Origin of the sequence: Thalassospira sp. HJ (genome assembly GCF_000948415.1) — a bacterium.
GTDB lineage: Bacteria > Pseudomonadota > Alphaproteobacteria > Rhodospirillales > Thalassospiraceae > Thalassospira.
In genome coordinates, this window is sequence record NZ_JYII01000012.1 from 763400 (window position 1) to 785566 (window position 22167).

Genomic DNA, 22167 nt, shown 5'->3' on the forward strand with positions numbered 1-22167 from the left:
GACGCTCATGGCGTTGCGCATTTCCCTTGGATGGTCTTTGAAAAATTTCGGGCGGAGCATAACGAATTGCCCCTGTCACGAAAAGTTAAATATTGCCCGTAACCGCCATGCATTCGTATGGAAATTCCTGACTGACCGGTCAGGTTTCCGGGGGGCAAGAATAAGCCGATCGCGTTCATACTGCTTGGGTCAGAATGGCAATCACCGGCATGGTCAGGATGGCAAGCAGGGTGTGAACCGTGATGATACTGGCCATCATCTGGGCATCGCCACCCATCAGGCGGGCCAGAACATAGGCGCTGCCCGAACAGGGCAGGGCAGCATACAGCACCACAGCCGCTAGCTCGATATCCGGAAATCCCAGCATAAGGCAAAGTCCCGCTGCAATCGCCGGGCTCAGGACCAGTTTGCCAACGCTAGATACCCCGACCGGGAACCCAGCACGCCTAGCTGCCGAAAGATCAAGCCCCGCACCAACCGCAAGCAAACCAATGGGAAGGGCGGCACGGCCGAGTACTTCAAGGAATGGGCCAACGATGGGCGGCAATCCGATGCCAAAAACGTTAAACAGGCTGCCCAAAACGCAGGCCATCAAAAGCGGGTTTTTCGCCACATCTCGCAATAGTGACAGCACGCCGGGATTGCGATCATTGTCGCCCAGATGCGCGCAGGCCAGAACGGAAATGACATTTACCGTGGGTACGACCAATGCCACGCAAAGGACCGTAACGGTCAATCCATGGGTGCCAAGCAGGGCGGCAGCAACCGCAAGCCCGATATAGGTATTGGGGCGAATAGCACCCTGTACCAGGGATGAAAATGTTGGTGAGGAAACTTTGAGGACCGGTCGCACGGCAAGGATCATAACCGTGCAGATGGCAATTGTGCCCAGCATGGCGGTCGCAATGCCCAGAAGCGGCAGGCTGCCAAGGTCCGCCTTGGCGGTATTGGAAAACAGCAGAGCCGGAAAGGTAATGAAATAGGTCAGCTTTTCCGCGCCCGGCCAAAAGCTGTCTGGCAGGAATTTCCGTTCACGCAGCAAATATCCGACAACAATCAGGGCAAAGGTCGGCAGCAATGCAGACAGGATGGCGATCATCAGGCGACTTTCAGCACACGGCACTGAGTAATGGGCGAAACCAGATTACTGTTACCACCATTGTGCGCAGGGGAAAACACACTCGCGACCGTTAATCATTCCAGATGACTAAAATTCATTTGGTGGTGACTTGTCCTTTGCTGGGTGATTTCTGATGTGATAGTCAGCACAGCCAATGGGTTTTGGCGTCGATAAACTGCTTGCAATTCAAAGTCGTCCGGGTCGCTGAATATTCTAGGAAAGGGACGCCATGTCACGCGCGATTGATCACATTGTTCTGTGTGTGAATGATCTTGATGCCGCCATCTCTGCTTATGCGCGGCTTGGGTTCACTGTGACTCCGCGTGCTGTTCATCCCTTCGGTACCGGTAATGCGCTTGTGCAGCTTGATGGCATGTATATCGAACTACTTTCCGTCGTTGATCCGGACAAGATTGCCGAAACCGATCTTGCCGAGCCATTTTCCTTCCCGATTTACAATCGTGACTATCTGCGTCATCGCGAAGGCATGTCTATGCTGGCCCTTCAGTCCGACGATGCCGAGGAAGATCGGGAAAAGTTCATGGTAGCCGGGGCGGCTGTGCCGCCGGTATTTCATTTTGAACGCGATGCCAAAACGCCCGAGGGGGATACGGTAGGCGTTGCTTTCTCGCTTGCGTATGCCAACCATCCCTTGCTTCGCCATGCGGTAACATTCGTCTGCCAGCACCGCCATCCGGTTCAGAATTTCTATTTTCCGGCATATCAAACCCATCAGAATGGGGCGCTTGCGATCGGCAAGGTGCATATTGATCATTGGGCGGCAGAAGCCGTGCGCGACTTCTATCAGGAAATTGGAGTCGATGGCATTGTCGATGCCTTGCATGGTAATGAACTGGTTGCGCGCTATGGCGTTGAGGATCAAGCGTTCCCTACCGATGGGTTCGCCGGGTTCGAACTGATTGTCGATGACATGGCAAAGATATCGGATGCCGCCACAGAGATGGGCGCGGTTGAGAACAATGGCGCCCTTATCCTGCCGCCATCAAAATTCTTTGGCGTGATGATGGTGATCCGCACCAAATAAAAAAAGCTGCCCGTTTGCATGGGCAGCTTTGATCAGGTCAATCTGGAAGTCCTGAATTCAATCAGTCTTCATCACCGTCGATTTCGTCGTCATCGGCCTCGGCGTTTTCGCCAGGGTCGGTGTGACGGTTCAAGTGATCGAGTGCGCCCTGCAGGATGTATGCAGCGGCAGTTTTGTCGACGACTTCTGCACGGCGCTTGCGCGTCATGTCGACTTCATCAATCAGAATACGCTCAACCGCGTTGGTTGACAGGCGCTCGTCCCACATCAGGACGGGCAGGTCGATATATTTCTCCATCTCATCGACAAAGGCATAAACGCGATGGCAGGCTTTGCCGATCGAACCATCAAGTTCGCGCGGGAAGCCGATAATAATGCCGCCGACATTCTGTTTATCGATGATCGAAGAAAGTTGGGCGATATCGCGCGTGAACTTCTTGCGCGAAATCAGCTCATATGGGGATGCAATCTGCAGCCCGACATCTGACAGGGCCACGCCAATGGTCTTGGTGCCCAGATCAAGGCCCAACACACGTGCTGCCGGTGGCAAGAACCGCAGCAATTCCTGAGTATCATTACAAATCATGGCGACCTTATAGGTGTGTTTTCGGCAAATTGCTAGGTGTGTTTAGCGCGCCGTGTCAGGGCCGTGAAATTGTATCGTTTTCCGATTTATGGAAGAAACGAGCTTGAATTTCGCATGTTGGCGCATTTTATACTAATCAACGTGGAAAGTGGCGGGCTTCCTAGCGAAAAAATCTTTATGAATGATGGGGGGTTGAAGTGCTTCTAGAGGTTTGTTTTAATGTCGCACTGCAGAAATTGATCGAAATCGAAATATGCAGGGCGAGACAGGCAGGCCGAATGCGCAGATCATCTTGAGAGAGACGAAACAGTCAAAAGCAGCGCACCTGTTACATGGTAGTGTCGCAATGCTTCTATCCATAGGGGGTAGGAACCTTCATTCTGGATAGGTTCCAGTTGATTTCCGCATACAAAAATCACCAAAAGCGAAAACGCTGAACAAACAATGACATATCAGGGGGTATAGGGTTTGGCCGACGGTGCATCGAATGAAGCGTTCGTTGAGTTTGAACGTGTACAGAAAAGTTATGACGGCGAATCACTCGTCGTTAAAGATCTCAACCTAACCATGCCTAAGGGCGAGTTCCTGACGATGCTTGGCCCGTCAGGTTCGGGCAAGACCACTTGCCTTATGATGCTTGCCGGCTTCGAAACCGCGACCCACGGCGATATTCGCCTCGGCGGCGTTTCGATCAACGATATTCCGCCGCATAAGCGTGGTATCGGCATGGTGTTCCAGAACTACGCACTCTTCCCGCACATGACGATCGCCGAGAACCTGGCTTTCCCGCTTGAAGTCCGCAAAATGGGCAAGGCGGAACAGGAAGAAAAGGTCAAACGCGCACTCGACATGGTGGAAATGGGCAGCTTTGGTGGACGTCGTCCGGCACAGCTTTCTGGTGGTCAGCAGCAGCGTGTTGCATTGGCACGCGCACTGGTGTTCGAGCCGGAACTGGTTCTGATGGATGAACCGCTTGGCGCACTTGACAAGCAGCTTCGCGAAAAGATGCAGTTCGAAATTACACATCTTGCGCATCAGCTCGGCATTACCACGGTTTACGTCACCCATGACCAGACCGAGGCATTGACCATGTCTGACCGTGTTGCAGTGTTTGATGACGGCCGCATTCAGCAGCTTGCACCGCCGGATAAACTTTACGAAGAGCCGGAAAACAGCTTTGTTGCGCAGTTCATCGGCGAAAACAACACGCTCGAAGGCGTCGTAAAGGAAATCAAGGGCAATACTTGTGTTGTTCAGCTTGATGGAGGCGAAGTTATCGATGCTGTACCGGTCAATGTGAGCGAAGTGGGTGAACGCACGCGCGTTTCGATCCGACCTGAACGTGTCGAATATAACCGTGATCGCTTGCATGAAGATGCACATACGCTCAAGGCCGAGGTCCTGGAATTCATCTATATGGGTGACATCTTCCGTACACGTCTTCGTGTGGCTGGCAATGATGAGTTCATCATCAAAACCAGGAACGCACCTGACCAAGTGCGTCTGACGCCGGGTACGGAAATTGAGATCGGCTGGCTAGCAGAGGATTGCCGCGCGCTCGACGCGTAACAATCTAGTAGTCAGGCAGGTATAGGACCGGTACGCCCGGGTACTGGTTCTCAGCGAATAGTCCGGGAAACAATCAGGGAGTCTATTAATGCAACTCATTAAAACCCTTACAGCATCAACAGCTTTGCTTGTTGTCGCGACTGGTGCAGCCTATGCAGATGACCACATGGCATCTGACATGACGCTGGTCAGCTGGGGCGGTGCTTATCAGAGCAGCCAGACCAAAGCCTATGCAGAGCCGTACATGGCAAACAATCCGGGCGTTTCGATCACTTGGGACGAAAGCTCGAACGAAGCCGTTGCAAAACTGCGTGCAATGAATGAAGCCAACAACGTGACCTGGGATCTGGTTGACGTCGTTGCTGCTGACGCAATGCGCCTTTGTGACGAAGGCCTTGCAATGGAAATCGATGCGAACGAAATTCTTGCAGCAGCGCCGGATGGCACCTCTGCAGAAGACGACTTCGGTGATCTCCTCGTAAGCGATTGCTTCATCCCGCAGATCGTTTATTCGACCACCTTCGGTTACCGTGAAGACATGGTTCCGGCTGGTGCCCCGGCACCGACCGATATCTGTGCGCTTTTCGACACCGAAACCTATCCGGGCATGCGTTCGCTTGAAAAACGCCCGATCAACAACATGGAATGGGCTCTGCTCTGCGACGGCGTTGCCAAGGACGAAGTATATAACGTTCTTGAAACTCCGGAAGGTCAGCAGCAGGCTCTCGACAAACTGGCAACCATCAAAGACAGCGTCATCTGGTGGAGTGCTGGTGCAGATACCCCGCAGCTTCTGGCTGACGGTGAAGTATTCATGGGCTCGACCTACAACGGTCGTCTGTTCTCGGCAATCGAAGAACAGGATCAGCCGATCGCCATGCTTTGGGACGCACAGGTCTTCGATCTTGACGGCTGGATCATCCCGACCGGTCTGCCGGAAGATCGTCTGAACCGCGTTCTCGACTTCGTGAAGTTCGCAACCGACACCCAGCGTCTCGCTGACCAGGCCAAGTACATCTCTTATGGCCCGGCTCGTTTCTCTTCGGCTCCGCTCGTTGGTAAACATGCCGAACTGGGTATCGACATGGCTCCGCACATGCCGACCGATCCGGAAAACGCCAAGAACACGTTCCTCTACAACTACGAGTTCTGGGCTGACTACCGTGATGACATCGATGCCAAGTTCCAGGCTTGGCTCGCTCAATAAGAGCTAAGGGAAGGGGGCCGTTCGCGGCCCCCTTTACCGACCAATTCGTTACAAAATAAATTACCAATCGACATAACAGATTGAAAACATCAGGGCAGGCTTACGGGGGCGTAATGGGTGATACAACACAAGAAGTAGTGCTGTCTGCTGATGGCAGACCGCTAAAACAGAGTTTAAGACGAGCATTGATGCGCCAGAAGATGCGTGCGCTCATGCTGGTTGCGCCACTTTTGATCTTCGTGGTCGTGACCTTTATCGTTCCGATCCTCTCGATGCTTTTCCGTTCGGTTGAAAACGACATCGTGGCGAATACCATTCCGGGAACCGTGGTTGCTCTTTCCGAGTGGGACGGTTCCACAAGCGAGCCGCCGCACGAAGACGTTTACCGTAATCTTTACATCGATTTGTTTAAGGCCGAGGAAGCCAAGCAGCATACGCGCTTGGGTACCCGCCTGAACTATGAAAAGACAGGCCTTTCGTCGCTGTTTAGGACCACTGGTCGTTCACTTGATGATATAGGGGAACTTTGGCAGGACCCGCTCGAAGACATCGATCCGAACTTTGAAGAAGGTTCGTTCTGGTACGAGATGATGTCTGGTTCCGGCGGCGAAGGGTTCCTTGAACAGCGCCGTGCCCTGATGGCGACCATGTCTGGTGAAGACATGAGTGGCGAAGTCGGCTTTGTGCCGTCGGCAGAAATCGTTGATTTGCTGCCGTGGACTGCCAGCGCCTATACCGACTTTGCACTGTGGGCTGCAATTCGTGACGGGGATACCGTCGCCGAAGAGGACCCGTGGGAATCCGTCTATGGTGCGCTTGGCATGGATCTGACCAGTCCGGAGACGATCTCTGCGATCAATAGCTATGGCGGGCCGGGTGCAAGTGCCTTGCAGGCAGCGGCAGCAAACATTGACCAGCTTCCGTCCTTTGGTTTCCGTGAAGCCTTCGTGGAAGAAGACGAGGACTGGGGCGCTCATGATGTCTGGGCCACGATCAAGCTCTATTCTCCAAACATGACGCCCGGCTACTTCCTGAATGCGGTTGATATGACCTTGACGCCGGACGGGGTGGAATCCAAGCCTGATAATCAGCAGATCTACACGACGCTGTTTACGCGTACGCTGGTGATGGCGCTGATCATTACCGCCAGTTGCATTCTTCTGGGGTATCCGGTTGCTTGGCTTCTGGCCAACCTGCCGATGCGTACGGCAAGCATCCTGATGATCTTGGTTCTTCTGCCGTTCTGGACGTCGCTTCTGGTGCGTACATCGGCCTGGAAGGTTCTTTTGCAGCAGCAAGGGGTGATCAACGAAATCCTTGTCTGGCTTGGATTTGTCAATGATGCGGATCGCCTGATCCTGATGAACAACGCAACAGGCACGGTCATCGCCATGACCCACATCCTGCTGCCATTCATGATCCTGCCGCTCTATTCTGTGATGAAAACCATCCCGCCAAGCTATCAGCGCGCGGCCAAGTCTCTTGGTGCGACGAACTGGACTGCCTTCTGGCGTGTCTATTTCCCGCAGTCTGTTCCGGGCATTGGTGCCGGTTCGATCCTCGTGTTCATTCTTGCGATTGGTTACTACATCACGCCGGAAATTGTTGGTGGTACGGATGGTGTCTTCATCTCCAACCGAATTGCCTATCACATTTCAAGCTCGCTCAACTGGGGCCTTGCGGCCGCACTCGGGACCATTCTTCTTGTCGTCGTTCTTGGCCTGTACTGGTGCTACGACAAGATTGTGGGCATCGATAACGTGAAGTTGGGGGGCTAAGGCCATGAATGAAGTAATCTCTTATACGAAACGGCCTGAATTGATGTCCTTCACCATGCCGATCGTGGCTGTGTTGGGTGCGATGTTCGGCTTCGTGACCGGCAACATCTTCGGGAGCCCGTGGATCGGGTTCCTGCTGGGGGCCATCGTTGGTGCGGCTCTGGCATTCCTCTTCTCGAAAATCACCAATATCAAAAGCAAACCGAAAACCCTCGGTTCCGGCGTTGTCTTTGGTGTTGTTGGCCTGATTTTTGGTGGTCTTGGTGGCCTGTTTGGCGGTTTCCTCGTCGGTATCTCGATGGGCTGGTTTGCAAACTGGGTTGGCAGCGGTAAATACCGTGCGGGTGTGCCGATCTATTACACGCCGGGTCAGGTTCTTTGGCACAACACGTTCATGTTCATCTGTGCGTTTGTGTTCTTCTTCCTGATCGCGCCGCTTCTGCCGGTGATCTGGCTAAGCTTCAATGCCGAGAACTTCTTTACCTTCACGCCTGAAATGCTGAGCTTCAAGGCAGAGGGTTATAGCCTCAAGCATTATCGCGATTTCCTCGGTACCGACGAATGGATGGTGCCGCTCAAGAACTCGCTGATCATTGCACCGATTGCGACGCTGATTTCGGTTTCGCTGGGTACGCTCGCTGCGATCGGTCTTAGCCAGTCGCACGTCCCGGGTCGTCAGGCGATGATGGCGGTTCTGATTTCACCGATGATCGTGCCGCTGATCATCTCGGCGACGGGTATGTTCTTCTTCTATGCGCCGCTGGGCAACTGGCTTGAACTCCAACTGGGGCTCAACCAGGCCTTTGTCGGCTACGTGAAGGTGATCCTGGCGCACGCTGTTCTGGGTATTCCGTTCGTGATTATCACGGTGACGGCAACGCTTGTCGGCTTTGACAAGTCACTGACCCGTGCGGCAGCAAACATGGGTGCAAACCCGGTTACCACCTTCTTCAAGGTTCAGATGCCTCTGATCCTGCCGGGTGTGATTTCTGGCGGCCTGTTCGCCTTCATCACTTCGTTTGACGAAGTGGTTGTTGTGCTGTTCGTCGGTTCTGCCCGTCAGCAGACCCTGCCATGGCAGATGTATACCGGCCTGCGTGAACAGATTTCACCGACTATTCTGGCAGCCGCTACCATCCTTGTGTCGGTTTCGATCTTGCTGCTGCTGACCGTGGAACTGCTGCGTCGTCGTTCCGAACGCCTGCGTGGTATGAGCCCGGGCTAAGCTGATAAGTCTCTCTGTCCCCTCATGCGGGGCAGGTCAAAACACGAAACAGGCCGGCAACGTTTTCGTTGTCGGCCTGTTTGTTTTCATATGCGACGATCCGATCATGGCAGGCGATATTTTTGCGTATGGGCGTTTAATCGGCCAGACAGCCCGACAACAGCCGTTCTTGATCATTTCCAACCCTTGCGGCAGGGGCGGCAGGGTGCTAGTTTCCGCGCTGTAATTCACGTTCCGGCAGAGTTCTGTCTGCCGGGTTTTTGTCATTCCTTAAGAGAGACTTTCATCCATGTCGTCTTTGGATAAGGAAACAGTTCGCCGTATCGCCTATCTGTCGCGTATTAACGTGTCCGAAGAAGGCCTTTCCGAACTGGCGGGAGATCTGACCCGTATCCTCGATTTCGTCGAGGAACTGCAAGAAGTCGATGTTGAAGGCTGTGAGCCGCTGACATCTGTTGCCGATCTGACCCTGCCGCTGCGCAAGGACGAAGTCACCGATGGCAATATCCAGCAAAAAGTGCTGTCAAACGCACCGATGACCGATGCTGGCTGTTTTGTTGTGCCCAAGGTGGTTGAATAATGACTGATCTGACAAAGCTGACACTTGCAGAGGCCCGCGACGGGCTTGCAAAGGGTGATTATACCTCGGTCGAACTGACCGAAGCACACCTGAAATCGATGGACGCGCATCGCAATCTGAATGCGTACATCACTGAAACCCCGGAAAAGGCCATGGAAATGGCCAAGGCATCTGATGCCAAGCGCGCCAAGGGCAGTGCTGGCAAGATGGAAGGCCTGCCGATTGCGGTCAAAGACCTGTTCTGCACCGAAGGTGTCCAGACCACGGCGGCATCGCACATCCTCGAAGGTTTCAAACCGGAATATGAATCCACCGTCACCAGCAACCTGTTCGGTAATGGTGCTGTGATGCTGGGCAAGGCGAACCTTGATGAGTTCGCCATGGGCTCGTCCAACACGTCGTCTTATTACGGCAACGTGGTCAACCCTTGGAAAGACAAATCCGGCAAGGATCTGGTTCCGGGTGGCTCGTCTGGTGGTTCGGCCGCGGCCGTTGCTGCCAACATGGCGCTTGCCGCGACCGGTACCGATACCGGTGGTTCGATCCGTCAGCCGGCATCCTATTGCGGTATTGTTGGCCTGAAGCCGACTTATGGTCGCTGCTCTCGCTGGGGCATTGTTGCCTTTGCAAGCTCGCTTGATCAGGCAGGGCCGATGACCAAAACCGTGCGCGATGCAGCGATTATGCTGGGTTCGATGGCCGGTCACGACGCCAAGGACAGCACGTCTGCACCTATTGCTGTGCCTGATTTCGAAGCTGCCCTTACTGGCGACATTCGTGGCATGAAAATCGGTATTCCGAAGGAATATCGCGTTGATGGCATGCCCGAAGAAATCAGCAAGCTTTGGGACGATGGTGTTGCCATGCTGTGCGATGCCGGTGCCGAAGTGGTCGATGTAACCCTGCCGCACACCAAATATGCGCTGGGTACCTATTACATCGTTGCCCCGGCAGAGGCGTCCTCGAACCTCGCACGTTATGACGGTCTGCGTTATGGCCAGCGTGTCATGGATGAAGGCGACAGCCTTGATGACATGTACATGAAGTCGCGCGCGGCCGGTTTCGGCAAGGAAGTCCAGCGCCGTATCATGATCGGTACCTATGTCCTGTCGGCTGGTTACTATGACGCCTACTACAACAAGGCGCTTAAAGTCCGTCGTCGCATTTATCAGGATTTCGAAGGTGCGTTTGGTCAGGTCGATGCGATCCTGACGCCGACCGCACCGTCTGCGGCCTTTGCCATTGGCGAAAACGAAGGTGATCCGGTCAAGATGTATCTCAATGACGTCTTTACCGTTCCGGCAAGCCTTGCGGGTCTTCCGGGCCTTTCGGTGCCGACCGGTCTTTCGGCCTCGGGGCTGCCGCTTGGCCTGCAGCTGATTGGCAAACCGTTTGATGAAGAAACCGTTCTGCGTGTTGGTGGCGTGCTCGAAGGTGCGGCCAACTTTACCGCAAAACCTGCCGGGCAGGAGGGCTGATCCATGAGCTATATTCTTGAAGGTTCAACCGGCCCTTGGGAAATCGTTGTCGGTCTGGAAGTCCACTGCCAGGTGATTTCGCAGTCCAAGCTGTTTTCCGGTGCATCGACGAAGTTCGGTAATGATCCCAACAGCAACGTTAGCCTCGTTGACGCGGCCATGCCGGGCATGCTTCCTGTCGTGAACGCAGAATGCGTGCGTCAGGCGGTTAAAACCGGTCTTGGCCTTAAGGCAAAGATCAATAAGGAAAGCGTTTTTGCCCGCAAAAACTATTTCTATGCTGATCTGCCGCAGGGCTACCAGATTTCGCAGTTCGACAAACCGATTGTCGGCGAAGGCACGATCATTCTTGATATGCCGGATGGTTCGACCAAGTCGGTTGGCATTGAACGTCTGCATCTTGAACAGGATGCCGGTAAATCGATGCATGATCAGGACCCGAAATATTCGCATATCGACCTGAACCGTTCGGGTGTTGCGTTGATGGAAATCGTTTCCATGCCTGATATCCGTTCGCCGGAAGAAGCCGGTGCGTATCTGACCAAGCTGCGTGCGATTGTGCGTTATCTTGGCACCTGCGATGGCAACATGAACGAAGGCTCCATGCGTTGCGATGCCAACGTTTCTGTCCGTCGTCCGGGTGAAGGTTTTGGCACGCGTTGCGAGATCAAGAACGTCAACTCCATCCGTTTCGTGATGCAGGCGATCGAGATCGAAGCAAAACGCCAGATCGAAGTGATCGAAGGTGGCGGCGAAATCCAGCAGGAAACCCGTCTCTATGATCAGCGTCTGGGCGAAACCCGCTCGATGCGTTCCAAGGAAATGGCTCATGACTATCGCTATTTCCCGGATCCGGACCTGCTGCCGCTGGTCTTTGATGACGCGTTCGTTTCGGAAATCGAAAAAGAACTGCCGGAACTGCCGGACGAGAAAAAAGCCCGTTTCATGCGTGAAAACGGCCTGTCGGCATATGATGCCGGTGTTCTTGTCGCAGAAAAGGAAAAGGCTGATTACTACGAAGTCGTTGCCAAGGGCCGTGATGGCAAACTGGCGGCGAACTGGGTGATCACCAACCTGTTCGGTGCGCTGAACAAGGCGGAAGTCGGTATCGCCGAAAGCCCGGTAACGGCCGAAAACCTTGGCAAGCTGATCGACTTGATCTCGAACGACACCATTTCTGGCCGTATCGCCAAGGATGTCTTTGAAATCATGATCGAAACCGGCGGTGATCCGGAAAAGATCGTTGAGGAAAAAGGTCTTAAACAGATCACCGATACCGGTGCCATTGAGACGGCGATTGACGAAGTCATTGCCGCGAACCCGGACAAGGTTGAAGAGATTCGTGCTGGTAAGGACAAAATGCTTGGCTGGTTCGTCGGTCAGGTCATGAAATCCACGGGCGGCAAGGCCAACCCGGGCATGGTCAACAAACTGCTGCGTGACAAGATCCTCGGCTGATCCTATTCATCAGACCAAAGAAAAAGCCGCCCGATTGGGCGGCTTTTTTTGTGTGAGGATTGGAAGTTTAACCTTCAATCACCTGTGCCGGGTAACCGGCCTTGTCGATGGCAGCGATGAGGGCTGCTTCATCGGGCGTGCCTGAGACAGCCAGTTCACCGGCTTCAAGGTCAACCTTGGCGTCAACGACGCCGGGTACATTTTGGGATGCCTTGGTCACCGCGTTTGCGCAGTGACCGCAGCTCATGTTTTCGACTTTCAGGCGCATGTTTCACCTCCGTAGGATTCGTTTTATGGAAGGAACATACGCCTTCCAGTGGCTGGAAGGTCAAGCGATTTAAGCAGAAAGCAGTTTCAGTACAGCGTCTGCTGTCTCTTCACTGGATGCCGGGTTCTGTCCGGTAACCAGTTTGCCATCGACAACCGTGAAGGACGCCCAGTTTTCGGCGCGTTCAAAGGTTGCGCCCTGCTTTTTGAACTCGTCTTCGATTGAAATCGGAACGAAGTTTTCAAGTCCGACGGCTTTTTCTTCGTCATTGGTGAAGCTGGTGACTTTCTTGCCTGCGACCAATGGTTTTCCGTCTGTGCTCTTGGCGCCAACAAGGGCAGCCGGGCCATGGCAGACTGCCGCGACCGGTTTGTCCTGTGCGGTGAAGGCTTCGATCAGGGCAATTGATTTGGTGTCGTTTGCAAGATCCCAAAGCGGGCCATGGCCGCCCGGATAGAACAGGGCGTCAAAGTCATCGGCCTTTAGGTCATCAAGCGTGCCCGTGTTGGCAAATGCCGCCTGAGCATCTGCATCATTTTCAAAACGTTTGGTCGCATCGGTCAGGGCGTCTGGCACCTGACTATTGGGATCAAGCGGCGGCTGTCCGCCCTTGGGGGAGGCAAGGGTGATCTCGGCACCAGCATCAAGGAAGCGGTAATAGGGGGCGGCAAACTCTTCAAGCCAGATCCCTGTCTTGTGACCGGTATCACCCATTTTATCGTGCGAGGTAACAATCATCAGAATACGCATCAGGTCCTCCGTGTGTGGATTTCATTTGCCCCGATGGTATCTGGCTGAGTAATTTTGCGTTAGAGTGAATAATTGGACAGATTGTCAAAATATTTGAGCGTATAAAATGTCAGCACTTGATGAAGTCAGGGCGATGATGATCTTTGCCCGCGTGGTTGATGAAGGCGGGTTTTCCGCAGCAGCCCGCAAAATGGGGCTCAGCCGTGCTGCCATATCCCATCAAATCCGCCAGCTTGAGGCTAAACTTGGCGTGCCGTTGCTCCGCCGAAGCACACGCACCTTCAGCCTGACCGACGCCGGCGCAAGGTATTACGACAGTTGCCGGACCATCACGCTCGAAGCCGAAGCAGCCCGCAAACGGGTTGAGGAATTGCGTGACGAGCCCGTTGGTAAAATTTCCATCACGTCTTCGGTACACCTCGGCAATTTACGGATCGTTCCCATTCTGAATCGCTTTCGGCAGACATATCCGGACGTCGCAATCGATGTGCATTTAAGCGACGAGGTTGTTGATCTGATCAAGTTGGGCATTGATATCGGCATTCGGTCCGGTCCGCTTAAAAGTTCGGACCTCAAAAGCTTCAAGCTTTATCAGACCCGGCGAATTATCTGTGCCAGCCCGGCATATCTTGAACGGGTCGGTGCCCCCGAAACCGTCGATGAGTTGGCGAGCCATGACTGGGTGATGTATAGCCGCGTACCGGAAACCCTGACCTTGATGTGTGATGGCGCGGAACAGAAAGTCCGGGTCAAAGGCAATGTCCGGGTCGACAACGCGACTGCCCGTTTGCAGTTCATGCGCGGTGGGCACGGTCTTTCGGTGGTGCCGCTTTGCGATATTCAGGATGAAATCAGGGATGGCAGGCTGGTTTGGGTGTTGCCGGATTGCAGGCTTCCGGATTTGGAGATTTATGCTGTTTTCGCCGCAGGTGTGACACGCAGTGCCAAGATCCAGTCGCTGCTGGAATTCATGCGTAACGACATGCGCGATATTGATATTTCGCGCAATGGCGGCTGAGTGCCGCTTCGCTGTATTGATCAATCGTGAATGATCGGGTATTTCCGTTCTGACTTGATCGGGGGACCCATGGCCAATCTGTTTTTCTACTACTCGTCGATGAATGCGGGGAAATCGACCACGCTGCTGCAGGCGAGCTTCAATTACCGTGAACGCGGCATGGAAACGTTGCTGATGACAGTTGCGTTTGATGACCGCTTCGGGGAAGGCAAGATTGCCTCGCGCATTGGGCTGGAAGCCCCGGCACTTCTGTTTGACGCCAACACCGATATGACCGCCCTGATCCTTGAACAGATTGAAAAGGGCAAGGTCGATTGCGTCCTGATTGACGAGGCGCAGTTCCTGTCAAAAGATCAGGTCTGGCAGCTTTCCGATATCGCTGACATTCATGGCATTCCGGTGCTGTGCTATGGCATCCGCACCGACTTCCAGGGTCAACTTTTCGAAGGCTCCAAATGGTTGCTGGCGTGGGCGGATAAGCTCAATGAGCTTAAAACCATTTGCCATTGTGGACGCAAGGCCGGCATGGTGCTGCGCGTTGATGAAAACGGAAACCCGGTCCGCGAAGGCGCACAGGTCGAAATTGGCGGGAATGACCGTTATGTCCCGGTCTGCCGCCGCCATTTCAAGGAAGCTATGGGCGAATAGGCTCTCATTGCTGCGCGTAACGTCTAACCGGCCATGAGAGCGCCGATCTCTGGCGCCAGCAGGCTGTAGGCTACCAGCCACATCACCCCGCACGTCAGCCCATCAATGATCTTCCACGTGATCGGGCGCGCGACATAGGGCGCAAGCCACGCCGCCCCCAGCGCAATCGCAAAGAACCAGACAAAACTGGCGCTCATGGCGCCCAGCGCAAAGCCAAGCCTTTCATCCGCCGGGTATTGCCCGCCAATGCCGCCCAGCATGACAACGGTATCGAGGTATACATGCGGGTTTAAAAGCGTGACGGCGAGTGTGGTGCCAAGAACCGCTTTCCAGCCGGTCTTTGAGATTGCTTCCTCTGACAGTGTTTCGGTCTCAAACAAGCGCCGGAGCGCACCAAACCCGTACCAGATCAGAAACGCGCCGCCACCCCATGCCGCAATCCTTGTCAGCAGCGGGTAGGCGGCAATCAGCGTTCCAAGCCCTGCAACTCCGGCCGCAATCAGGACCGCATCACACAATGCACAGACGAAGGCCACCATCACTGGATGGTTTCGCCGCAAGCCCTGACCAAGAACAAAGGCATTCTGGGCGCCAATCGCGATGATCAGCCCGCCGCCAAGGCCAAATCCGGTGAGATAGGTTAAAAGCATTTTTCGACGTTCCCATGATGGTGATGCGTCGTTGATAACAGCTTTCAGAGTTAAGGAAATCGAATTATACTTATCAATCATTAGAAAAAATAATGATTGATCATGCTCGATTACAAACTGGTTCAGGCCTGTGCCGAGGTTATCCATTTCGGCAGTTTCGAAAAGGCAGCACGTGCGTTGGGACTGACGCAATCAGCGGTGTCTCAGCGTGTCAAACTGCTTGAGGAACGATTGGGGCAGCCACTTATTGTCCGGGCCAAACCGATTGCTGCCACTGCGGCCGGGCAGCGATTGCTTGCGCATTATCAAAGCGTTCGCCTGCTTGAGCAGGATCTGGGTAGTGAATTGCCCGATGTGCAGCCGGAAAGCGGTTTCGGTCAGGTCACCTTGGCAGTCAATGCCGACAGTCTTGCGACCTGGTTTGTTGATGTGCCCAAGCGCCTGTTTGAACAGCTTGGCCTTCTCGTGCATCTGGTGGTCGATGATGAATCGCTTAATCATCAGTCCTTACAAGAAGGCAACGTGGTTGGTGCGGTAAGCTTGCGCGACACACCCATTCAGGGCTGCAGGGTTCGGCCGCTTGGTTTCATGCGCTATTTCATGGTGGTTTCGCCAGAGTTTCAGGAACGATATTTCAAGGATGGGGTCACGGCGGATGCGTTGCGCGCCTGTCCGGCAGTGAACTTTTCCGAACATGACGAACTGCAAAACCAGTTTCTGCATCAGTATTTCGGACTGAACCCTGGCGAATTCCCAGCCCACACAGTGCCAAGTTCGCAAGGGTTTGTGACCTTGGCAGAGCAAGGTGTGGCCTATGCCGTGGTTGAGCAGCATCAGGCCGAGGCGGGTTTGCGCACCGGAAAGCTTGTTCGCCCTTGTCCGTTTGAGATTGATCGACCGCTTTACTGGCATCACAAGACCATCAACAGCCGGTTGCTTGATCAGGCCAATGAGATCGTCCTCGCGGAAGCGCGACGCCATCTGCCTGAAATAGGCATGTAAAATCAGAGTTTTCTGAACATTGTTTCGTCGCAATTGGCAAAGACATTCATAGCCGCATAGCGGCGCAATTTGACTTGTCGGTAAAAGTGTCGCTTACTTTGATGTGTGAGCCAGTCCGGATAACGGATTGTAAAAACAGGAAAACAATGTCTCATCGACTGATCGCCTGTGAACATTGCGACTATCTCCACGTCGAGGAGGACATCCCGGCGGGCAGTGTCGCATATTGCGTTCGATGTGGTTCGCCGCTTTACAGTGCTGCACAGGCGCGCTTTGACAAGCCCTTGGCGCTGGCCATTACGGCCTTTCTTTTGTTCCTGATTGCCAACAGTTATCCGGTTCTGACTTTTGCCATGGAAGGGCGGGTTGAAAGCAACACACTGGGCAGCGGTGTTGTGACCTTCTGGCGCGAAGGATTTCCGTTCTTGGCCATCATGGTTGCTGTGACCTCGATGCTGGCCCCACTAGGGTTAATCCTTGCGCACATATATGTCTTGGCTCCGATTACGCTCAACAAACAAGTACCCGGTATGCAGCAGGTCTGGCGCATTCTTGCAATGATCCGGCCATGGTCGATGCTTGATGTCTTCCTGATCGGGTTGCTGGTGGCGCTGACCAAACTCACCGATTTTGCCGAGGTGATCGCCGGACCGGCGTTCTTTGCCATTTGCTGCCTGATCCCGACCGTGCTTCTGATGAATGTCACACTGGATTCACGCTATGTCTGGCGGCGGTTGGCGCCAGGCACCCTACGATATCCAACGTCAGACGACATTGCCGACGCGGACCATCAGAAAGAACCGCTTCTGACGTGTCATACCTGTGCGATGGTTGTGCTGGGAAATGGGCGCCAAGATGTCCGCTGTCCACGTTGCGGTGATTTGGTGCATCTTCGTAAACCAAGAAGCTTGTCACGCGCGTGGGCATTATTGTTGGCGGCGGTCATTTTGTATGTTCCGGCCAATGTCTTTCCGATCATGACGGTGACCTATCTTGGCCGGGGTGAAGCCGATACAATACTGTCAGGCGTCAGTGCCCTGATCAATGCCGGGGAATGGCCGATCGCGATTGTTGTCTTTGCCGCCAGCATTCTGGTGCCGATTGTGAAAATCGTGCTGCTGGGCTGGGTGTATCTGGCAACCGCTCTTGGCCTTTCCGGGCCGCTCCGGGAACGTACCCTGATCTACCGCGTTACTGAACTTGTCGGGCGCTGGTCGATGGTCGATGTATTTATGGTCTCGATCCTTGCCGCACTGGTGAAGCTTGGCGATATCGCAACGGTTCAACCGGGTTTCGGGGCTGTGGCATTTTGCGGAGTGGTCATTCTGACCATGTTATCGGCCATGGCATTCGATCCACGTCTGATTTGGGATCGGGCCGGAATGCAATCTGGCAGGGGAGCGATGTTGGGTGGCACAAATTCAAAACAAGACCGCGGTGAAAAACAGGGGGTCCCGTCATGAGTGAGGTGAACAGTTCTGAACCGGAACAGCATCCGGAAAAACCTGACGTCAAAAAAGGCTGGGGCCGTTTTTCGATCATCTGGCTTGTGCCTCTGGTGGCATTGATAGTTGGCGGGTGGCTTTTGTGGCGCGATATCGTGTCAAAAGGCCCTGAAATCACCGTGAGCTTTGAGGCCGCCGAGGGATTGTCTGCGGGCAAGACTGCCGTGCGATACCGCGATGTCGATGTTGGCCAGGTGACCGCCATTACCCTTGCCGACGATCTGCAACACGTTCTCCTGACGATCCGTATGAACGCCGATCTTGCAGATTACCTGACCGACAAAACGCAGTTCTGGATCGTGCGCCCGCGCGTAAGTGCCCGGGGCATCACCGGCTTGGAAACCATCGTTTCGGGCGCCTATATCGAAGTGGTTCCTGACAAGTCCGGCGAAAAGGCCCGGAGCTTTGTTGGGGAAGAAGAACCGCAATTCATTCCGAATGAAGAGGACGGTACACGCTTTGTCCTGACCGCTGAGGAGCTTGGCTCTTTGGGCGAGGGTACACCGGTCCTGCTGCGCGGGATCGAAGTCGGCGAGGTGCTTGATACTGAACTTGATGCAAATGCCAAAGAGGTCTCGATACCGGTCTTTGTGCGCAAACCGTTCGATGCGCTGGTCAAACGGCAAACCCGTTTCTGGGATTCAAGCGGGATTGCACTTGATCTGAATGCCGAAGGCTTTTCGGTACGTGCGCAGTCGGTACGCTCGGTCCTGGCAGGCGGGATCAATTTCTATACGCCACCCGGACATGAAGATGACGCAATGGCGGATGCCGATACCGTGTTCCGTCTGCATGAAAGCCTGGAAAAGGCCGAGCTGCTCGCCGAAGGCTATAGCCAGCGTTACATGCTGTATTTCGATTCTTCCGTGCGCGGTCTGTCGCGCGGTGCGCCAGTGGAATTCAACGGCATCCGTGTCGGCACCGTTGAAAGTGTCGATCTTGAATATGTCGTGACACAACATGCCTTCCGTGTGCCGGTGGAAGTCAAACTCGAACCCGAACGGGTCAGTATCGTTGGTGGCCGGTTGGGCGATGTCGATCCGCAGGAAACCATCGAAACCCTGATTGATAATGGCCTGCGTGCGCGTCTGAAAACAGGAAGCTTCATCACAGGTCAGTTGTTTGTTGATCTGTCGATGCATCCGGTGTCACCGGCGCGCTATCTTGGCGACGGGCAGGGCGATTTGCCGGAATTGCCGACATTGCCGCAAAAACTGGACGAGATTGCCAATTCGCTGACCAGCCTGCTTGAGAAGGTCGAAACATTCCCGATTGAAGAGATCGGCATTCGGCTGCTGGGCACTGTTGAGGGCATGGAAAATATCGTTACATCCCCCGCACTCAATAACGGAATGGTCAGCCTGCAACAGGCCGCTGCGGGGATCAGTACCCTTGTCACCAATCTTGATGCCAGTGTCCTGCCTGCGACCCAGACTGCACTTGATGCCGCGCGTGAGGCATTGGGCGGGGTGCGTGATGTAACCGCACCGACATCACCCGTGCGCTATAATCTGGAGCAGGCGCTGAAAGAGCTTGGCGCAACGGCGCGTTCCTTGCGCGAACTAACTGATTTTCTTGAACAGAACCCGAGTGCCCTGATCCTTGGCAAAAGCGGGCCGGAGGAGGATGAATGATGCGACAGACAGTTCGAAAAATGATCTCGCGATACCTGGTTCTGCTGATTGCACCCGTGTTGGTCGCCTGTGCATCGCCTTCGGTTCCGGATCAGTACTATTTGCTGTCGCCGATGGCGCAACCGGCATCTTCAAGCGGTGCAACGCGGGTTATCGGAGTCGGGCCAGTGAGCATTCCGAGCTATCTGGATCGATCAACCATTGTTACGCGAAGTGCTGCCAACCGGCCAGAGGTCAAGTCCGGCTACCGCTGGGCCGAGCCGCTTGCTGAGAACATCAATCGTGTTTTGATGGATAACCTGGACAGGGCAGGTGTCGCATCGCGATTGGAAGTGTTTCCGTGGAATTCCCGGGATATGGTCGAATGGCAGGTCGTTGTTGATATTGATGCGTTCGAGCGTCAGGCGGATGGCAATGTCAATCTGACAGCACGCTGGAAACTTGTTCATTTCTCAACTGGTGAGATCGTCGCAGCAGCAAAATACAACAAGGTGAGTGCGCCCGGTGATTCGAGCATTGAGGGCACAGTGATTGGCATGAGCAGTCTGCTTGCTGATTTGACCAGCGAAATTGCGATGCGGATTCCGTGATTGTGCCGGAAAGGCGGTCCGTCACATCTATGCACAGTTGATTGGCTTTTGCGATTCAACCGCAAAAGGGATAAAAATTCAGAAAAATCTAAAGAAATAACCGAAAGTATATAAAGCTACTGCATCCAACTATTGTTTTAATATGCCGATTGGCTTTATAAAGAAGAATAAATATAAAAATTTGGGACACGCGCCTGACTAGTTATACGGCAATCACATGCCGCCCAAACAGGAAGTTAGGGAGCCAGAGCGCGTTATGTCGGATACGACATTTGAAGTTATGGTCCAGCGTGGGGATCGCTGGATAATCCATTCGACATTTGATGTCGAAAAGGAAGCGGTTACAGAAGCTGAAAAGCTTGTGAAAACGAAGATCTCTGCCGTGCGCGTTATTCGTAACTGGGAACGCGGCGACGGTCGTCATATCGAAAAGGTACTTCTCGAAAAAGAAGGAGCTGGCGAGGATCAGGATGATGACGTTCGCGTTTCATCCATCGAAGAAGCGCCACTATGCGAAACCGATAACGACCTTTTGCAGAAAGAAAGCCGCGCGACCATCAACCGGTTGCTGCGCAAGTATTTCGAACAGGAAATTCTGACACCTTGCGAGGTAATGTATAATTACCAGAACCTGCGCAAGCTGATGTTCCATGACACCTTGATGCCGACTGCGGTCGACAAGGTTGCCGGGCTTCATGCCAAGGCGACCGAAGGTGATCATATCGAGGCGATGAACAATCTTCACGGCGCGATTGAGCAGCTTTCTGCGCGCGCCCGCGAAGTGGAAAAAGTCGATCTCCCGGCATTCGAAGATGCCACCATCACCGAAGTGCGCGATGAAATCCGTCGCCTGAATCTTGCCGAAGATACCGACTTCCTGACTATGGTTGCGCTGACGCGCGTTCTTTCTTCTACCCGCAACTGGGTTGGCAAGCTTGACCTGGCGCTCAAGGTCAAGGGCGATGAGAAAGACGAAGCCGCGCGCAAGATGATTGATGACGTGATTGCCGATATTCTTGGCTCTCCCGTCGCACTTAAGGAACTGCTTGGCAGTTCGCGCAGCTTTGGCGAAGCAGTGACCCTGCATATCGACCTTGCGCTTGGTCGCGCCAAGGGCAATCGCGGTGCTGCCGATGATATCCTCGAGCTTCTGAACCCGCTGTTTGGGTCGGGCCTTCTGGCGAACAGTCAGGAAGCGATGTTTGATTACATCGTACGTGAACTCAAAAGCGCAAACAGCTTGCAGCGTCATGAAAGCGACCCGGATCCACTTGATGGTATCCTTGAGCGACTGATTACCGAGCAGGGCGTGGTTTATGGTACGCCAATGGTAAGCGCGATTGCCGAACGCGGTGCGCGTTTGCGCAATGTTGGCGGTCCGCGTGCACTGATTGAAGGTGTGGCGGAAATCAACAGCCGTCTGCTCCCGAACTTCCGTAAACTGACTTGGCTGATCGCGGTTGCGAATAGCGGCATTGTCGAAGACTTTTCCGATGAGCTCTACACCATGATGCTGGATTCGGTAAAAGATATGCGTGCACTGCGCGCATTCTGTGATCCGGAAGCCAAGCCACGCGACAAGATGGCAACCGTCAAGCATATGAATGATGTGCTTGCCGCATCGAATGTACCGGACGAGCAGAAAACGGAAATTGCCAGCAAGCTTGATGATGGGCTGGCGGAGTATCTGGTCCGTGAAAAGGTTATCGAACGGATCGATAATCCGTCACTGCATTTGCGCAAGCGCGCCTATATGCTTGTTCAGTTCTGTTCAAGCGGCGTGCTGATCGAAGGTAAATCAGCAGCCATGGCCCGAAAAAGGGTGGTGGGGTATCTCAAACAGCCCAATTTCACCGACAAGCTGGTCGATGACATCAAGGATATGACAACCAAGGAAGGCACAATACGTGACTTCTATGCGTTGCTGCAACGAAGCGGGTTCTGACCCGAAAACCTTTCGTAATACCGATTGATTTGAACACCCCGCGAAAGCCAACTGGCAAAAGGCGTGGGGTGTTTGTCATTGTTGCCAAAATCAATCTCCGGCATCCTGTAT

At 54.0% G+C, this 22167-nt stretch carries 20 protein-coding genes; 15 read left to right on the forward strand and 5 right to left on the reverse strand.

Annotated features, from left to right (window positions below):
• Window positions 1-175: 175 nt before the first annotated feature.
• A complete protein-coding gene (locus UF64_RS12415) occupies window positions 176-1099 on the reverse strand; it encodes an AEC family transporter (RefSeq protein ID WP_044829025.1) in 924 nt (307 codons plus the stop codon).
• Between the two features lie 250 nt (window positions 1100-1349).
• Between UF64_RS12415 and UF64_RS12420 the strand changes: the two genes are divergently transcribed.
• A complete protein-coding gene (locus UF64_RS12420) occupies window positions 1350-2165 on the forward strand; it encodes a VOC family protein (RefSeq protein WP_044828824.1) in 816 nt (271 codons plus the stop codon).
• 61 nt (window positions 2166-2226) lie between these two features.
• On the opposite strand, the gene ruvX is transcribed toward UF64_RS12420, so the two are convergent.
• Window positions 2227-2751 carry a Holliday junction resolvase RuvX gene (gene ruvX / locus UF64_RS12425; protein WP_044828825.1) on the reverse strand — a complete coding sequence of 175 codons (525 nt, stop codon included), beginning with the start codon at window positions 2749-2751 and terminating at the stop codon, window positions 2227-2229.
• A 468-nt stretch (window positions 2752-3219) separates the two neighbouring features.
• On the opposite strand from ruvX, the gene UF64_RS12430 reads away from it, so the two are divergent.
• From UF64_RS12430 to gatB, 7 genes are all read left to right on the forward strand, one after another.
• Complete coding sequence (locus tag UF64_RS12430) at window positions 3220-4320, forward strand: ABC transporter ATP-binding protein (RefSeq protein ID WP_044828826.1); 1101 nt, start codon at window positions 3220-3222, stop codon at window positions 4318-4320.
• 88 nt (window positions 4321-4408) lie between these two features.
• A complete protein-coding gene (locus tag UF64_RS12435) occupies window positions 4409-5527 on the forward strand; it encodes an extracellular solute-binding protein (RefSeq protein ID WP_044828827.1) in 1119 nt (372 codons plus the stop codon).
• Between the two features lie 188 nt (window positions 5528-5715).
• On the forward strand, window positions 5716-7305 hold the full coding sequence (locus UF64_RS12440; RefSeq protein WP_200892675.1) for an ABC transporter permease: 1590 nt from the start codon (window positions 5716-5718) through the stop codon (window positions 7303-7305).
• Between the two features lie 4 nt (window positions 7306-7309).
• Window positions 7310-8530, forward strand: coding sequence for an ABC transporter permease (locus tag UF64_RS12445; RefSeq protein ID WP_044828829.1), 1221 nt, complete (start codon window positions 7310-7312; stop codon window positions 8528-8530).
• A 289-nt stretch (window positions 8531-8819) separates the two neighbouring features.
• Window positions 8820-9110, forward strand: a complete 291-nt coding sequence (gene gatC, locus UF64_RS12450) for an Asp-tRNA(Asn)/Glu-tRNA(Gln) amidotransferase subunit GatC (RefSeq protein WP_008890773.1) — start codon at window positions 8820-8822, stop codon at window positions 9108-9110.
• Entirely contained in the window at window positions 9110-10588 is a 1479-nt protein-coding gene (gatA, locus tag UF64_RS12455) for an Asp-tRNA(Asn)/Glu-tRNA(Gln) amidotransferase subunit GatA (RefSeq protein ID WP_044828830.1), read from the forward strand. Before gatC ends, gatA begins: the two co-directional genes overlap by 1 nt.
• A gap of 3 nt (window positions 10589-10591) precedes the next feature.
• Complete coding sequence (gatB, locus tag UF64_RS12460; protein WP_044828831.1) at window positions 10592-12046, forward strand: Asp-tRNA(Asn)/Glu-tRNA(Gln) amidotransferase subunit GatB; 1455 nt, start codon at window positions 10592-10594, stop codon at window positions 12044-12046.
• Window positions 12047-12113: 67 nt separating this feature from the next.
• On the opposite strand, the gene UF64_RS12465 is transcribed toward gatB, so the two are convergent.
• Window positions 12114-12314, reverse strand: a complete 201-nt coding sequence (locus UF64_RS12465; protein WP_044828832.1) for a heavy-metal-associated domain-containing protein — start codon at window positions 12312-12314, stop codon at window positions 12114-12116.
• A 69-nt stretch (window positions 12315-12383) separates the two neighbouring features.
• Entirely contained in the window at window positions 12384-13064 is a 681-nt protein-coding gene (locus UF64_RS12470; protein WP_044828833.1) for a type 1 glutamine amidotransferase domain-containing protein, read from the reverse strand.
• A 106-nt stretch (window positions 13065-13170) separates the two neighbouring features.
• Here UF64_RS12470 and UF64_RS12475 point away from each other — a divergent pair, with 106 nt between their 5' ends.
• Together UF64_RS12475 and UF64_RS12480 are read left to right on the forward strand one after the other, a co-directional pair.
• Window positions 13171-14082: a LysR family transcriptional regulator gene (locus UF64_RS12475; protein ID WP_044828834.1), complete on the forward strand. Its 912-nt coding sequence runs from the start codon at window positions 13171-13173 to the stop codon at window positions 14080-14082.
• Window positions 14083-14151: 69 nt separating this feature from the next.
• The gene (locus UF64_RS12480) at window positions 14152-14730 is read left to right on the forward strand and encodes a thymidine kinase (RefSeq protein ID WP_044828835.1); all 579 of its coding nucleotides are present in this window, start codon (window positions 14152-14154) and stop codon (window positions 14728-14730) included.
• Window positions 14731-14753: 23 nt separating this feature from the next.
• Here the strand turns inward: UF64_RS12480 and UF64_RS12485 are convergent, their stop codons facing one another.
• Window positions 14754-15380 (reverse strand): LysE/ArgO family amino acid transporter, encoded by a 627-nt coding sequence (locus UF64_RS12485; protein ID WP_044828836.1) that lies wholly within the window; start codon window positions 15378-15380, stop codon window positions 14754-14756.
• A gap of 102 nt (window positions 15381-15482) precedes the next feature.
• Here UF64_RS12485 and UF64_RS12490 point away from each other — a divergent pair, with 102 nt between their 5' ends.
• The 5 genes from UF64_RS12490 (at window position 15483) to UF64_RS12510 (ending at window position 22056) form a co-directional block, all read left to right on the forward strand.
• Window positions 15483-16382, forward strand: a complete 900-nt coding sequence (locus UF64_RS12490) for a LysR family transcriptional regulator ArgP (RefSeq protein WP_044828837.1) — start codon at window positions 15483-15485, stop codon at window positions 16380-16382.
• 146 nt (window positions 16383-16528) lie between these two features.
• The gene (locus tag UF64_RS12495; protein WP_044828838.1) at window positions 16529-17845 is read left to right on the forward strand and encodes a paraquat-inducible protein A; all 1317 of its coding nucleotides are present in this window, start codon (window positions 16529-16531) and stop codon (window positions 17843-17845) included.
• The gene (locus UF64_RS12500) at window positions 17842-19521 is read left to right on the forward strand and encodes an intermembrane transport protein PqiB (protein ID WP_044828839.1); all 1680 of its coding nucleotides are present in this window, start codon (window positions 17842-17844) and stop codon (window positions 19519-19521) included. Before UF64_RS12495 ends, UF64_RS12500 begins: the two co-directional genes overlap by 4 nt.
• The gene (locus tag UF64_RS12505; protein ID WP_082049738.1) at window positions 19518-20111 is read left to right on the forward strand and encodes a membrane integrity-associated transporter subunit PqiC; all 594 of its coding nucleotides are present in this window, start codon (window positions 19518-19520) and stop codon (window positions 20109-20111) included. The genes UF64_RS12500 and UF64_RS12505 overlap by 4 nt, the downstream gene beginning before the upstream one ends.
• Before the next feature lie 256 nt (window positions 20112-20367).
• Window positions 20368-22056 (forward strand): hypothetical protein, encoded by a 1689-nt coding sequence (locus UF64_RS12510; protein WP_044828841.1) that lies wholly within the window; start codon window positions 20368-20370, stop codon window positions 22054-22056.
• The last annotated feature ends 111 nt before the right edge of the window (window positions 22057-22167 follow it).